Below are 14,380 nucleotides of genomic sequence, written 5' to 3' on the forward strand. Positions count from 1 at the left end.
TTTACCAAGGAGGCTAAATATGTCCCATACCCCAGTTAAGAATAATTTAGTTAAAAGCGATCATTCCGAACCTATTAGTGAAGTAACAACCAATACGTTTGTGATTAATCTACAACAAGCCATATTTGATCTTGAAACAGGAACCCATCATGCCGAAGCGCTGGCTACTAAATCATCAGAAACAATCAATACATCATCTACAAAAAAAATAAAACATTTCCTCACAGGAACCGAATTAAGTACTGAAGAATTGAAACATGTTTTGGAAAAAGCTAAAGCGCTTAAGCAAACGCCTTCCTTTTACAGTCAATCTCTACTCAGTAAAAGCCTTGCTATGATTTTTGAAAAGCCATCTTTTCGAACCCGCTTAAGTTTTGCTATGGCCATTCAGAGTATGGGTGGAATAGCTATCGAAAGCGTGGGTAATACGCGAAAACAGGAAACTCCTGGGGATATGGCCCGAGTTTTAAACGGTTATGCTGATTTTATTATGCTGAGAACCCATGCCGATGAGACTTTACGGGAAATGGCTGCTTATGCAACAGTGCCAGTAATTAATGGTCTTTCAGCGTTACATCATCCATGTCAAATTCTTGCCGATTTACTTAGTCTATGGGAGCAATTCGGCTCACTTGAAGGACTTACTGTTGCTTATATTGGTGATGGAAATAATATTCTTCATAGTTTGATGCTGCTTGCACCTCAATTGGGAATAACGATTAATTACTGCTGCCCAAAATTCCGTCAGCCTAATGCCGCGATTATCAAACAAGCACAAAGCATTAAAAAAGATATGATTTTTAATTTTTCTAAACCTGAAGAAGCAGTTAAAAATACGGATGCAGTCTATACTGACGTTTGGACCAGCATGGGGTTTGAAGATCAGGAAAATGATCAAGACTTTCAAGGATTCCAGGTGAATGAAGCCTTGATGTCTTATGCAAAGCCTGAAGCAGTATTTATGCATTGCATGCCCATGGAACGAGGAAAAGAAGTATCTGAGACTTTACCAGACAGCCCTGCATCAATTATCTTTACGCAAAGTGAAAATAGGATGCATGTGCAAAAAGCATTAATGCTATTTTTAAATTTATAATCTATTCTTACCGACTAGTACTCCCCGAACGGCACGAAGTGTAGCTGCTTGCAGCTGTCTCTTAGCCACAAGTTAAGAATCTTGGAGAAAAGTAAGATTTGAGTGCTGGCCTAATCTTTCTCTCTACCTCAACACCCCATTTCCAACGTGAAAGTATTCGTTGCTGTATTGAAGAGATAGAAAGAGAGTTAAGTCGAACACCACCTCCTTCTGCACCATATAAATATCCTCATTGTTAATGGGCTTTGAGTAACTTTTGCTTTATCTTGACACTGTATCCTGGTAGGCAACTGTCTATCACATCTCTATCTACGCCTCGAGGCTTGTCCGTGGGGTCTAGTGTTTTAGGGTAGATCTGCTGGATCCCGCGGACAAGCCCTGAACGATCGTCAGTTTTTTAAATTTATCATGTACCCCTTAAGTTTCTCTACGTACCGCTTAAATTTCTCTACGTACTGCTTTCCTACGTACCGCGCTTTATCCCTGAGAGATGGTCACTTTTTGTGACCATCTCTCAGGGACAAGCCGCGGGGCGTGGGAATAGAGCTGGGCTAGTTTTTCAGCATGTGTAGAAGATTCAGTTGTAAGCAACCAACAATATGATAAATTATGTCCCTACTTATTTCTCATAAAACAGGATAAGATAAGAACACTACTATAGCATCCCTATAAACTTAAAAGGAAAAGTTCACATGGTAGTCATCTATTACCAAACTGACTCTCGCATACAATCCAGTGCACTTAATGATGAGAATATGCATCTACTGCAAGATGCGCTATGGATCGATTTACTCGATCCAACAAAAGAAGAGGAAGAACTAGTAGAAACCCAATTAAAAATTGAAATTCCTACCAAAGAAGAGGTTGAAGAAATTGAGCCATCCAGTCGATTGTATGTTGAAAATGATGCTATTTATATGACCGCAACAATGGTTGCACTATCTGATTTACCTGAAGCAAAAACGGATGTAGTTGCTTTTATAGTTACTGAAAAATGTTTAATTACCCTCCGTTATATTGAACTGCATCCCTTTAAATTATTTACTAAAAAATTATTACGCTCCAAAGCAAAGGATTACAATGCAAAAGCTCTATTAATCGGTTTGTTAGATGCGGCTGTGGATAGACTTGCGGATATTTTAGAAAAAATAAGTGGAAAGTTTGATGAAATATCAAAAATTATTTTTCATGCAAAAGGAAATAATCATACAGCGCCTGAAACTAACTATAAACATATATTGCAATACATAGGAACAAATGGTGATCTTGGTACTAAAGCCAGTGAAAGTTTAATATCATTCACACGTTTAATATCCTATTTGGAGCAAGCGAATCACTCAGAGCTCCCTAAAGAGTTAATGACTTATCTCACTATTATCCAAAAAGATATCAACGCTCTTCGAGAACATGCAAGCTTCCTCGCTACTAAATTTAGTTTTTTATTGGATGCCACTCTAGGCATGATTAATATAGAGCAAAATAATACGATTAAAATTTTCTCAGTTGCAGCAGTTATTTTTCTGCCTCCAACTCTTATAGCAAGCATCTATGGGATGAATTTTACTTATATGCCCGAAATACGCTGGTATATAGGTTATCCTCTTGCAATACTCATGATGTTTATTTCCGCATTATTGCCATTCAGTTATTTCAAAAAGAAAAAATGGCTATAAATTTTGACTCAAAGTCAAAAAATTACCTGTATTTTTGCAATGCTTCAATTCGTTTTTCAAGCGGAGGATGGCTTGAAAAAATTGCAAGCCAGCCATCATGACTTGATATTTTCATGGCTTTAAATGCAGGTGCACGATCATCTACTGGTGTTTTATCCATGAGTTGCTGCAAACGTTGTAAAGCTTTTATCATTTTGTCTCTGCCGACGTATTGCGCAGAACCCCTGTCTGCTCGAAACTCGCGATAACGCGAAAACCACATTACAATTATGGAAGCAAGAATTCCAAACAGTAATTCAAAGATAAGAGCGACACCATAATAAACAAAACCACCCTGCACCCCTTCATCATTGTCTCTTCGGAAGAATTGCATCACAAAAAACGCTGCAATACGGGCAAAAAAGATTACAAAGGTATTTACCACACCTTGAATTAAGGTGAGCGTTACCATATCACCATTAGCAACATGAGAAATTTCATGTCCTAAAACACCTTGTACTTCTTCTTCATTCATTGCATTGAGCAATCCAGTTGAAACAGCAACAAGAGCCTTGTTTTTATTCCACCCTGTAGCAAAAGCATTGGGCTCTGGACTATCGTAGATTCCCACATCAGGCATTCCAATATTTCTTTTTTGGGCTAAAGATCTTACTTCGTTCATTAACCACAATTCTGATTCGGTAGTTGGTTTCTCAATGAGTTGAACATTAAAAGCATGAATTGCCATCCATTTAGAAATAAAAAGTGAAATAAATGATCCTGTGAAACCAATAATTGCAGCAAAAATTAACAAGGCTTGATAATTTAAACCATATTGGGTCAAGTATGGGCTAACGTTGAATATACTTAGTATAAAAGAAATGACTAAGATTATAGCCAAGTTTGTAACAAGAAATAAAACAATTCTTTTAAACATAGCGTTATTCCTCTTTTCTTAAACCTTTAATTGTTTTTCCACTTCCTTATCTAATTATAGATTGTTCTATGATTTTGGTAGTTGTTTTTCCACTTAAATAGTTAAATTGGAATGCAGCGATAATACTCTGTTTAAGTGATACGGTGCATTGGCATCAAAATTTAATTTGGAATAATCGTACTAAATGTGCCATATTAACAATCTGTTGTAATTTCATAAACGAAGAGGAGTTTTTTTATGAATTATGTGGATGGATTTGTTGCTGCAGTACCAAAGGCAAATAAAGCACAATATATTGAACATGCAACAAAGGCGGCGGTGGTATTTAAAGAGCATGGTGCCCTAAAACTGGTTGAATGCTGGGGGGATGATGTTCCAGAAGGAAAAATTACTTCTTTTCCAATGGCAGTCAAGTGCAAAGAAGATGAAATAGTCGTTTTTTCCTGGATTCTTTGGCCGTCCAAACAAGTTCGTGAGGAGGGGATGAAAAAAGTCATGGAAGATCCCCGATTAGAACCAAATATTAATCCCATGCCTTTTGATGGCAAGCGTTTGATTTATGGAGGATTTAATATGGTTGTTAATGTTTAACAGGATGAAAAATCTCATAATTTATTTGTTTTTAAATGAAAATTGCAGAGAAGCATCAACTTTTGCCATGCCTGTTCTGATGACCAATACTACTCCTAATAGATTCACTTTTATCCGGAGAATTTAAATGCCTGGTCCCTACAATACACATGTAATAGTGAATGTATTTCGCTCAATTGTTCAGTTAGTATCCCAAAATCCAGAATTATTAAATACTCCCGGGGTTTTTCGAGTCGCGGGAGCAAAAGAAGAAACGCAGAGATTGCTTGATCAGCTTATTAGAGAACAATTTGATGCGGACATTCTAAGTTCTTATGTGATGGAACAAAATAAAGTAGATAGCGAGCGATTTCATAACATTTTAGGAATGATACCTGCTGTTTTTAAAGACAGACAAATATTAGATGCTGCAGATAGCCAGCGTGTCATCTTCTCTAAAAAATTAAAATCTTTATTGAAGGATCAAAAAGAAGAGGATCTGATAAAAGCAGCTCAATTATTCGATGAGTTTATTCGTGATCTATTACTTTCGAAAAGAGTAGATCATCAACGTGCAGGAGAAATCCTTGATCATTACTGCCATTTAATGCATCAAGCGGGTACGTTCCAAGATACCAATCTCATGACGCACAATAATCTAGCTATTATTATGGCGCCCCGTTTAACCGAAGTTTTAGATCTCTTCCCTGGAACAGACTTTTTGGGACTCAGTGGATTTATAAGTCAGTTAACTCCAGTGTTAGAGAATTACATTATGGATGAAAAGTGGAACTATGATTTTAAAGAACGTCATACTGATAAATTGGAGCATTTAGCAAGTACTAGACAGTCTATTCGGGAACAATTGGAACATATGAAAGAAGCCGCCAGGGATGCAGTAACGGTTCCCATGAAAAGTTTGATACAGCAAGCATCAACACTCAAAGTCAGGATTGATGCTGTAGAAAAACAACTTAACGATAATTCCCTTAAAAGAAAAGCAAAGAAAGAATCAAGCAAACAGTTGAAGCAATTAAAAGCAGAAATGAATGAACTTGACCTCAGAATTTCTGAATTAATGCCTCAAATTTCAATGATGAATCGTGGATGTCAAAAAATACAAGAAGAAATCAATCACCTGTCTTTTGCAGAAGATGGAATAAGCTCAGCAAAAGTTAGTCGTGGAGAAAAATCCAGTGATTCAAATCTAGCCCGATTCAGCATTTTTGAGTCTGGAGGCAGCATGGACGCATCTACTTTTTTATTTCCAATTACAAAAGAAGATGAAATCGCTGAAAACGAAGAAACTGATTATGAGAATCAGTTTGTTGCTCACGTTTAGGAGTTCAAAGAAAAATTGTATTTATCTCTCAAGCCAATAAGGCTTGAGAGCTTTGGGTTTTACTGGATACTAGAGCTCAAGGCCCCTAATATCCAGAAGCCTTTATTAATCCCCTTTCTAAGGACCACCACCACGCAGCAGCAATACAAGAATCAAAATTACAAGAATTAAGCCTACACCGCCGCTAGGATAATATCCCCATCCGCTACTATAAGGCCAAGTGGGAAGTACTGCGAGCAAAAGAACAATTAAGACAATTAATAAAATTAAGTCCATAGTAAATTCCCTTTTTTTAAATGATCGTGTTCTAAATATAGATTATAATTTTACAATTGGCTTTTTTTTTAATCGAAACCAGCTTAGTCCACCTTAAAAAATCATAGAACGTCTAGAAACGATTTATTCCAAGATCAATTTGATTTACTATACATTCGCCTCGCAGGAGGTCTGTGAAAAATATTGAATTATTTATATTTTTATTTATTTTTCATAGTTCAAATTGATATTTCCAAATATTATTTAAGGGGTTCTAAATGCGTAAATTATTGATATCATTTTTGTCTATCCTATTTACAATATCCTATGCAACTCTAGCTAATAGTTATGGTGTTCACGAAGACCATCCCTATGATTTTGTAGTTACAAAAGATGTTTATAAATTTTCTGAAATTTATCAGATTAAATCCCCCCAAAAAGAAACCTATCCTGGATCAGTAAAAAAGAGCTCATTTCGTATCCGAACAAATTATGATTTATCCAATAAAGATGGATGGCAGGCAACGGGTATTACACGAATCATTTCCTTAGGTTCCCTATATCCTTGGGCCAAAGAGATTGATATTTATGATACTCGAGGCGTGCAAATTGGCTTTATTGATGGAAATTTAGCAACTCTTGAATCTGCAAAATTTACTATTTATGACTACGATGAAGCAGGAAAAGCGACTGAAATTGGCGTTGCTTATGCAAATCCAAGCTTTGATCGATTTGTTATTTTATCATCAACTAACAACCCCCACCCAATTGCAGAATTCAATCGAAACTTTGACGACAAAAGCTGGAATGCTTCTGTGCATTATCCTGAAAAAATTGATGACCGCATCGTTCGAATTTTTGCCGGTTTTGTGATTGATTATGAAGATAAGTTTTTAGCAAATCCAGAAGACTCAGACGAAGATGAGTTCCCTTATCAAAGCACACATTAAAGTGATTCCTAAGTTTGGGTAAAATGACCAGAGGGATCGTCAGTTTTTTGATAAGAAACCCCCACTAATTTTCGCCTACGTACCGCGCTTTAAGCGCGGTACGTAGAGGAGTTTAAGCAGTACGTAGTGAATTTAAGTGGTACGTAGTGAAATTTAAAATGAAAAACTGACGATCCCTCTGGTCATTTTACCCATCCTTGTCCTAATTAAAAACATCAACTAAACGCTGTCACGCTCCAAATCGCTACATCAATGACATTGAAGCATTTCCAACTGCATTTTTGTCAATAGCATCCAGATGCGCGAGATCCCTGTTAAGGTCATCGCCTTTTTGTTTTATAATTTTGTCCATTTCTTTTACAAAGTTATGTACATCGGCCAGAATAAAATGACGCTTCTTATGTTTTACATAACTAAGATACTGCAAAGCGATTTCTACACATTTCTCCGGAGTGTATATTTTATTACCATCCAGTCCTTCTTGATATATTTGCCTCAACGCCTTAGCTACTTTTGGGCCACTCTGTTTCCCTTCAGAAATATAACGAGCAATTTCTTGAGGATATGTTTTTTGCAATGATTCTTCGGATTTTTTAAACAAAGTATGATGGGAAAATTTACTTAGAGAGCTCATTTGAACTTGTTTCGAGATGAGTTCTTTACCAGATGAATCTTCAGAGGACAATTCTTTGCTTTCCAGGCTCATTGGTTTGTCTGCTAAAAATTTGGGGGTACACTCGATAAACGCAGAAAGAAAATTGCCAAGTAGTAGTCTCCAAGAAGAATCAGACCCTAATTTCATAATTAATTTACCAGCAAGTTGAAAGACTGACTCAATTGCTTTTTCTTTCATGGCATAACTCGGGTTAGCATAAATTAAATCCATTTCTTTCATCAAAGTGGATAGCAGATCATGTTCCATCTTATCCTTTTCCAATGCAATCTTAGAATGCATCATACGGAGTTCATCAAGTAGTTCGAAAAGCTTTGTCTCATTGGCTGTTAATTTTGTTGTGAATATTGAATCAGGAATTGTAGAAGTCCAATGAATATCACTTTGATTATTCAAAATCATATCCGGGCTTCTGGATTGAAAAAAGGGACTGCTGCCATTTCTATGAATATGTAATACGAACTCAGTATCGTAAAATGTATCAATAGTTCCTTTTTCGTTCCGCACCATGCGCTCACCTTGTAGTGCTCGATGTAAAACGAGGAGTGTTTCTTCTGAGCCCCATACATATTCTTTTTGCAGATGCTCTTTATACAGATTCAAATATTTTTCATTATCTGATAAAAAGAAGTGAACTGTTTCATCTCTTAAAATATGATCTAAAAGCTTTTCTTTATAAACCTTAATCTCTTTTTCAGTAAACGGTTTCTCTTCTTTTTTGAGTTCTTCTTCCTTGATGGCCCACAGGCGTTTAAATTCCTCTATAACATGTGGCACTCTTCCAATTGCATGCTCTGTCATCGCAAGATCGGTGCCACTCATCTTATATATTTCAGCTGCCGTGTAATCCGGATTAGTAAATCCATGATCAATAAGCTCATACAGTTCTGAACCATTCTCCAGTAGTGCTTGTCGGAAACAAAACTCCAAACCATATTTCGCTGAAGTAAATAATGGGGAGTCATGAGGAGACAGTTTAAACTCTCGCAGTGTATATTCAGCAGCCAAATCCCGAGTGGCTTTTCCAAGAATAGGTTCAATAATGGTTTTGATTTCCCGAGAGGTAAATTGATAATTTGGGTTCTTAGACACTAATGCTCGCAACAGAACTTTATCATCTTCTTTAAGCTTTAACTTGTTAAAAATATTTTCTGTAGTATCAGGAGCATTTTTAGCCCGTAAATAATACATTAAAGAAATGCTATAAGCGTAGTACATACAATTGCCTTTACCACTATTATCTACATCAAACATATTGACTCCTTTTTTTGTTTTTATATTCCTCGACATTCTTATGTAAACTTTACATTGGCAGTTTATAAATTATGATTTGGATCGGTTTATAAAAGAGAACGCTATTTAAATCTAAACTATTTTCTTTATTGCTAATGGATTCTTAATCCTCTGCATCAAGTACAGAATGGTTTTATGATTGGAGAGATTATCCTTTTGTATGATGGGAACGAAACACATTGACATAACATTAGTCCTTTAGTTTTTATTTCGCTTAACTTGTAATCTATACGATCAAAATGGCATGCGCAATACTTTTATACCATTATCAGTTCAAAAAGTATTAATTATGGTAGTCATTGATTTTTATGAGAATTTTTTGACCGACCCATTAGGTTAGAATGGACAAAATAACCTTCCATTTTGCTGGGCAGTTAAGGCCAAAGGATTGTCAGTTCTGGCTAGACCTTTGATCTATTACCCTTTACTACTCCGCCCCACGGCTTAACCGCCCAGCAATGGATGGATTTTCTTTTGTCCCTAAAAAGAAGGCTTACACTCAGGATGAGCCTCTGCATAGGAAGGAATATTTTCCTTATTTATTGTTTTATCCTTAGAATAGATTATATTTAAATTTCTTCGATCCGTTTGTTTCCCTTCAAGGTTCACTAAATAGGCTTCCATATTATAAATATGTAACGTGACGCTCACCCCTTCTCCTAAAGCTTTTCTTCGCTTGAGTTGATGGACAAATACTCCGCTTAAGTCATCGCGATTGCTGTGGAATTGATAACGATCAACACGATTCACAAGTTGCGCAGAGCATTCACTAGTAGGTTGGTAGTATTTCTCGGATACAGGCCCCTCTAGAACAGTAACAGTGCCTTTGTATTTGTGGTCATGTATTGTTGTTTTTTGCCTCGGTGCAAATGCAAATACCCATATGGAGAAAGGATTGGATTTATCAGGATGATCATAAAGAAGATATCGGCCAACACCATTTGGCATCACTGTAGTTGCATCAGCAGGCTTATAGGTACTGGGATCGAGTTTTAGTGTACCCTCTGCAAGTTTCTGAGCTAAAGAAGTTGAAACCGTCTCATAAGTTACTGCATCTAACTCAGTTATTGCTTTGATTATTGTTTCTCTATTTTTTTGTTTTATTCCATCAATTTTTTTAAACATGTCCCTTCCTTACTTAATTATCCCTGCTTAAAGCTCATTAAGATTGATAGCCCCCATGGTTCAAACAGTACTGGGTAGTGATAATCTGCTGGATGACCTGGAACTATCGTCATTGCGATTGTTATTAACCAATAAAGCTTCTGATTTATGCCGACTAAAAAAAAGCGACCTGTTTACCATCTGAGACTTCACCTCACCCACTTTATTAAATAGGATATTAACTATGTGGATTGCTTCATTTAAAATAGTTGATTTTTGCGAGGTGTCAAATGTTTTTAGAGCATCATATAGAGTGATATGTGCTTGCTCTGATAAAGAACTATCGGATAAACGGACCTTTAATGCATGAGTGTAAAAAAGGTTTAACGCCTTAGTGGATTGAAGATCGATGCATTCCATCCTTTTCCTATCATAAAAATTTTTTAAGACAAGCAGGTCATCAAGAGGCAATTCGTCACTTTGGGATTCTATTATTGCTTGCCAAAGGATTTTATCAGCTGAAATTTTTTCATAGAGCATCCTGTCCGTAACATCCGCCTCTTTTTTATCAGTTTGTGCCACAAAATTATCCATCTCCATTAAAGAACCGTTACTTTTTTCTAATATGAGAAGGCTTTCGTCCATTTGCTTCAGTCCCAACTCAAGACTGTACCGACGTTGCAAGCTTCTAAAGTCATCCTGAATTTGATTTAAGACCGATGCAAGCTCCTTCTGCAAAAATTCTGGCAGATTTTCAAAAAGATTATTTAGTTTATCCATTACGACTCTCTTTGTAGCAAATTGAGATATGGATGACGATTCACTAACTAAAGTTAAAAATAAAGTATAATCTTCATGACATTTTCGTAACTTAACAATGTAATCATTTATTTTCTCTTGATAGAGTATTTCGTATTCTTCAGTTAGAGCTTGATTCATACGCGCCCAAAGTTCAGGATTTTTCAGAACTATTCCGATGAGAAAACTCGAACTTATAAATTCCATTTCATTGAGACAAACCCGTGCAAGTTGTGTCCCCGACATTAAGAAAAGCATATCGTGCATCTCTTGCAGAAACATATGATGAACCGCATTCAGATCAAGTAGGTATGTTTTTAAAGCATCAAACAAAAAATGGATGGAAGATCCACTGGCGAGCATTGTAGTGGTTTGGGTGCTTTGCAGCACTCTAATAGTAATAATGGCGTTAAAACCCATGGTTAATACTGTTTCAACAAGTTGCCAGTACGGCTTTTTGTAAGAAATACGTGACTCTGCATAAGAGGAGCATGGTTTTAAATCCATGTCTAAAGTAAACTGCTTCCGGAAAGAATCGCTTATTGATAAAGATTGCGTCTGATCCTCTACATAAGCGCACTGTTCTAAGTGTTCTACTTGACGCAATAAGGCCTCCATAAAAAAATTATATTGTTCGACTAATTTAGTGCGATCAATACTGTTAAAATCAAAAATACTGCGTTCATCAGATAAAGAAAGTATACTCAGCCAAATACTCATTTGCTGATTAAAAGGAATAACGCTATTCACGGGTAATCCAATAGCCGTTGGTATGCTTTCTGCATATATAATTTGTGGTAAATCCGATTCCGCTTCAGTAACTGGAAAATCCTGAAGAACGGTCATCTTTTCTAATCGATTAAATAAAATATGCGCCAAATCTCGTGCAAATTGCTGCTCTTCCTCACCAAAATTGATTTTTTCAAAAGACTTAATACATAAATATTTAGCTAACTCTAATTTAGTCTTGTTATCAACTAAATCGACTGGGAGTTGTCTTAAAACAGAGTTAATCATCTCAACAAACAATATTTCATCTACTTTTTTTTGTAATAGACTCGCCTGTTCAGCAATGGCCGGGAACAATCCTTTTATTTTTTTGTAATTGAGAAAATACCCTTTGGTGTATCCTTTATGATTGAACCATCCTTGATACTCTAATGGATTCAAAAGATTTTCATTATTCTTTTTATGGCCGTAATAACGGAATGCGGCTCCCCAATCAATACGAGCAAACTGAATAAACATCATTTCAACTGCTGACAGGACATCCAAGCAAACCACATTCCCACTGTGCACGCTATGATCGCCTAGGAGCAAAGAAAACATCAATACAATCGCAAGACCAAAGTATGATTTTAATTGGGTGAGTAGTAAGTAGGATTGGGGACCGTAAAACATTTCCACTAAAGGATCTCTATCAGAACCATCTCGATAGCCTGTGCCAATGATTTTATATAATTCTTGAAAGTCGATTTTAGGCTGAATCAGCCCGTAACTGCCGTCTTCAAATTGAATCAGTTGAGCACAAATGAATGATGCATGATATATTTTATCAATCAACTCGCGACGGATACATTCTTGAAGCAATAAACCTGCAAACAATTCTGTGAACAATTCTCTAGAGTCTTTAGGTTTTTTTATAAAATATTCCATTCCGTCCGAATCACGATAAAAGCCATCTACTTCCCCTTGATTTTTACCGCTGTTCTTATTTTTAAATTTAGTTAATACCTTACCTTTATAAATTAGCATCCCTAACTCGAACGAAGACTCATACAAATCATTTTTATCATTTATCAAACGTTTGAGAAAGTTTTATAACCATGATCTTAAATAAATATGATGTAATTTAAGTGAAAGAAAAAAGTGTTTTTTGTGTTCTATAAATTTATTGCTTTAAAAACTGATTTCGCAATTTGGATGTCTTGCACGGCAAGGCCAGTTAAGTCTGCAATTGTAATCTGTGAATCATTGGTTCTACCCTCCTTTACCCCGGATATAACCTGACCCAATTCAATTAAGTTTCTTTCATTAATTATTTTTTTATGGATGGCATGCGATATATCTCCGCGTTCAATACATTGTTTTATACTATCTGCAACGATAACATCTGCATTTTTAAAAATATTTTCATCCAGTTCTTGTTTTTTGGGAGTATCCGCTCCAACTGCGGTGACATGAGTCCCTTTTTTTATTTGATGTGCAAATAAAAGCGGTGAGGTAGAAGGTGTAGTGGTGATTATGAAATTGCAAGATGATGCTACCTCTGCAATTGTTTCCGTAGTTTTTACTTGAAAGCCGCTAAGTTCCATTTCAGTCTTGAATTCAATAAGGTTCGATCTGTTTCTTCCAGATACCACAACTTCTCTACAGTGAACAATATTTTTCAAATAGTATAATTGCAATTTAGCTTGAGTACCTGTTCCAATAATACCAATTTTGTTAACGCGACGTGGGGCAAAATATTTCGCTACAATAGCGCCAGCTGCTGCTGTTCTTAAATCAGTAAGATAGCCTTCATCCAGCAAAATACCACAAAGAATCCCTGTTTTTTGACTAAAAATCAGCATCAGTCCATAGCTCGAAGGTAAATGTAATTTGGGATTCTCATAAAACCCCGAGGCCACTTTAATAACATAATAGTCTTCACCCAGAATATACCCATATTTAATATGAACATCTCCAGGAGGATTATTGAAAAGAAGTTCACCAACTGGTGGTAAAACAGTTTCTCCATTGGAATATACGATAAATCCTTGTTCTACAGCAGGAATAATATCGATTTTTTCCAAAATTTTTTTAATTTGCTCAAGGTAAATTATCTTCATTTTTATTGAACCAGAATTTTTTAGAGATACGACAGTGGATTATTTTTTTATTCATTATAGTCTAAATTAGACTTATATGTAAAATATTTACTATGGGGATAAAATTATAAGTTGAAAAAAATACGGAACCGAGAATTTATGTATCCTAAGGTATCGTCAGTTTGGATAAGAAACCTCCACTAATTTTTTTCGCCTACGTACTGCGCTTTATGCGCGCTATCCAGGAGTCTTTAAAAAAATTCAGCAGTATCTTAAAATATCGCTCTGGATACCACGCATAAGCGCGGTAAGTAGAGAGATTTAAATCAACAAGTCGACGATACCTCAAGTCACTATATCCATATGAGCATAAGAACCAAACACGATGATTAATAAAGAAAAATGGGATAAATTAACCGAGTTAATGGTTCAACTTCATATTAGGAGTGATGATCTCATCGAAAAATTTATTGTGGGTAGTGGGAAAGGAGGTCAGAAACTCCATAAAACCGCCTCGACAGTTTATTTGAAACATATCCCTTCCGGTTTGGAAATAAAATGTCAGGAGTCTAGAAGCCGCGAAGACAATCGATATTTTGCAAGAATACGGCTTTGTGAAAAATTACATTCAGCCGTGAGTGAGGAAAAAACAAAAGAACAACAAAAAATTGAAAAATTAAAACGCCAAAAGAAAAGACGATCAAGGCGAGCTAAGCAGAAAATTTTAGAAGAAAAATCCAGACAAAGCAAAATAAAGGTACTAAGAAAAAAACCTGAATCCTGCGAATAACCCTTTACTTACTCTTTGCCCAAATTCAAGGATGAATGTATCAAGCCATGGTATTCCAAGAAAACTTGACACGATTGGTAAAATCCCATAATTAGTATATATTTTATAAA

12 protein-coding genes are annotated in these 14,380 nt (G+C 36.0%); 6 read left to right on the forward strand and 6 right to left on the reverse strand.

Annotated elements, in window-relative coordinates; translation table 11 throughout:
- Positions 1-19: 19 nt before the first annotated feature.
- Complete coding sequence (argF, locus tag FOLKNPGA_RS12430; protein ID WP_182350204.1) at positions 20-1,096, forward strand: ornithine carbamoyltransferase; 1,077 nt, start codon at positions 20-22, stop codon at positions 1,094-1,096.
- 692 nt (positions 1,097-1,788) lie between these two features.
- Positions 1,789-2,769 carry a magnesium/cobalt transporter CorA gene (gene corA / locus FOLKNPGA_RS12435; protein WP_182350205.1) on the forward strand — a complete coding sequence of 327 codons (981 nt, stop codon included), beginning with the start codon at positions 1,789-1,791 and terminating at the stop codon, positions 2,767-2,769.
- 22 nt (positions 2,770-2,791) lie between these two features.
- Here corA and htpX read toward each other — a convergent pair whose 3' ends face one another.
- Positions 2,792-3,685, reverse strand: a complete 894-nt coding sequence (htpX, locus tag FOLKNPGA_RS12440) for a protease HtpX (RefSeq protein ID WP_182350206.1) — start codon at positions 3,683-3,685, stop codon at positions 2,792-2,794.
- A 237-nt stretch (positions 3,686-3,922) separates the two neighbouring features.
- Between htpX and FOLKNPGA_RS12445 the strand changes: the two genes are divergently transcribed.
- Together FOLKNPGA_RS12445 and FOLKNPGA_RS12450 are read left to right on the forward strand one after the other, a co-directional pair.
- Positions 3,923-4,276 carry a DUF1428 domain-containing protein gene (locus tag FOLKNPGA_RS12445; RefSeq protein ID WP_182350207.1) on the forward strand — a complete coding sequence of 118 codons (354 nt, stop codon included), beginning with the start codon at positions 3,923-3,925 and terminating at the stop codon, positions 4,274-4,276.
- A gap of 127 nt (positions 4,277-4,403) precedes the next feature.
- Positions 4,404-5,597 (forward strand): RhoGAP domain-containing protein, encoded by a 1,194-nt coding sequence (locus FOLKNPGA_RS12450; protein ID WP_182350208.1) that lies wholly within the window; start codon positions 4,404-4,406, stop codon positions 5,595-5,597.
- A 117-nt stretch (positions 5,598-5,714) separates the two neighbouring features.
- Here FOLKNPGA_RS12450 and FOLKNPGA_RS12455 read toward each other — a convergent pair whose 3' ends face one another.
- Positions 5,715-5,873, reverse strand: a complete 159-nt coding sequence (locus tag FOLKNPGA_RS12455; RefSeq protein WP_182350209.1) for a DUF3309 family protein — start codon at positions 5,871-5,873, stop codon at positions 5,715-5,717.
- 257 nt (positions 5,874-6,130) lie between these two features.
- Between FOLKNPGA_RS12455 and FOLKNPGA_RS12460 the strand changes: the two genes are divergently transcribed.
- Positions 6,131-6,802 carry a hypothetical protein gene (locus tag FOLKNPGA_RS12460; protein ID WP_182350210.1) on the forward strand — a complete coding sequence of 224 codons (672 nt, stop codon included), beginning with the start codon at positions 6,131-6,133 and terminating at the stop codon, positions 6,800-6,802.
- 244 nt (positions 6,803-7,046) lie between these two features.
- On the opposite strand, the gene FOLKNPGA_RS12465 is transcribed toward FOLKNPGA_RS12460, so the two are convergent.
- From FOLKNPGA_RS12465 to FOLKNPGA_RS12480, 4 genes are all read right to left on the reverse strand, one after another.
- Complete coding sequence (locus FOLKNPGA_RS12465) at positions 7,047-8,729, reverse strand: hypothetical protein (RefSeq protein WP_182350211.1); 1,683 nt, start codon at positions 8,727-8,729, stop codon at positions 7,047-7,049.
- Between the two features lie 519 nt (positions 8,730-9,248).
- Complete coding sequence (locus FOLKNPGA_RS12470) at positions 9,249-9,893, reverse strand: cysteine dioxygenase (protein ID WP_182350212.1); 645 nt, start codon at positions 9,891-9,893, stop codon at positions 9,249-9,251.
- Positions 9,894-9,953: 60 nt separating this feature from the next.
- Positions 9,954-12,425, reverse strand: a complete 2,472-nt coding sequence (locus tag FOLKNPGA_RS12475) for a LepB GTPase-activating domain-containing protein (protein WP_182350213.1) — start codon at positions 12,423-12,425, stop codon at positions 9,954-9,956.
- 128 nt (positions 12,426-12,553) lie between these two features.
- Complete coding sequence (locus FOLKNPGA_RS12480) at positions 12,554-13,501, reverse strand: ornithine cyclodeaminase family protein (protein WP_182350214.1); 948 nt, start codon at positions 13,499-13,501, stop codon at positions 12,554-12,556.
- Between the two features lie 364 nt (positions 13,502-13,865).
- On the opposite strand from FOLKNPGA_RS12480, the gene FOLKNPGA_RS12485 reads away from it, so the two are divergent.
- Positions 13,866-14,270 carry a peptide chain release factor-like protein gene (locus FOLKNPGA_RS12485; protein ID WP_182350215.1) on the forward strand — a complete coding sequence of 135 codons (405 nt, stop codon included), beginning with the start codon at positions 13,866-13,868 and terminating at the stop codon, positions 14,268-14,270.
- Positions 14,271-14,380 lie beyond the last annotated feature (110 nt).

The organism is Legionella sp. PC1000, from assembly GCF_014109805.1.
Classification (GTDB): domain Bacteria; phylum Pseudomonadota; class Gammaproteobacteria; order Legionellales; family Legionellaceae; genus Legionella; species Legionella resiliens.

Coding starts and splice junctions, on each gene's coding strand:
- argF (WP_182350204.1), top strand. CDS start 20: ATGTCCCATACCCCAGTTAAGAATAATTTAGTTAAAAGCGATCATTCC.
- corA (WP_182350205.1), top strand. CDS start 1,789: ATGGTAGTCATCTATTACCAAACTGACTCTCGCATACAATCCAGTGCA.
- htpX (WP_182350206.1), bottom strand. CDS start 3,685: ATGTTTAAAAGAATTGTTTTATTTCTTGTTACAAACTTGGCTATAATC.
- FOLKNPGA_RS12445 (WP_182350207.1), top strand. CDS start 3,923: ATGAATTATGTGGATGGATTTGTTGCTGCAGTACCAAAGGCAAATAAA.
- FOLKNPGA_RS12450 (WP_182350208.1), top strand. CDS start 4,404: ATGCCTGGTCCCTACAATACACATGTAATAGTGAATGTATTTCGCTCA.
- FOLKNPGA_RS12455 (WP_182350209.1), bottom strand. CDS start 5,873: ATGGACTTAATTTTATTAATTGTCTTAATTGTTCTTTTGCTCGCAGTA.
- FOLKNPGA_RS12460 (WP_182350210.1), top strand. CDS start 6,131: ATGCGTAAATTATTGATATCATTTTTGTCTATCCTATTTACAATATCC.
- FOLKNPGA_RS12465 (WP_182350211.1), bottom strand. CDS start 8,729: ATGTTTGATGTAGATAATAGTGGTAAAGGCAATTGTATGTACTACGCT.
- FOLKNPGA_RS12470 (WP_182350212.1), bottom strand. CDS start 9,893: ATGTTTAAAAAAATTGATGGAATAAAACAAAAAAATAGAGAAACAATA.
- FOLKNPGA_RS12475 (WP_182350213.1), bottom strand. CDS start 12,425: ATGCTAATTTATAAAGGTAAGGTATTAACTAAATTTAAAAATAAGAAC.
- FOLKNPGA_RS12480 (WP_182350214.1), bottom strand. CDS start 13,501: ATGAAGATAATTTACCTTGAGCAAATTAAAAAAATTTTGGAAAAAATC.
- FOLKNPGA_RS12485 (WP_182350215.1), top strand. CDS start 13,866: ATGATTAATAAAGAAAAATGGGATAAATTAACCGAGTTAATGGTTCAA.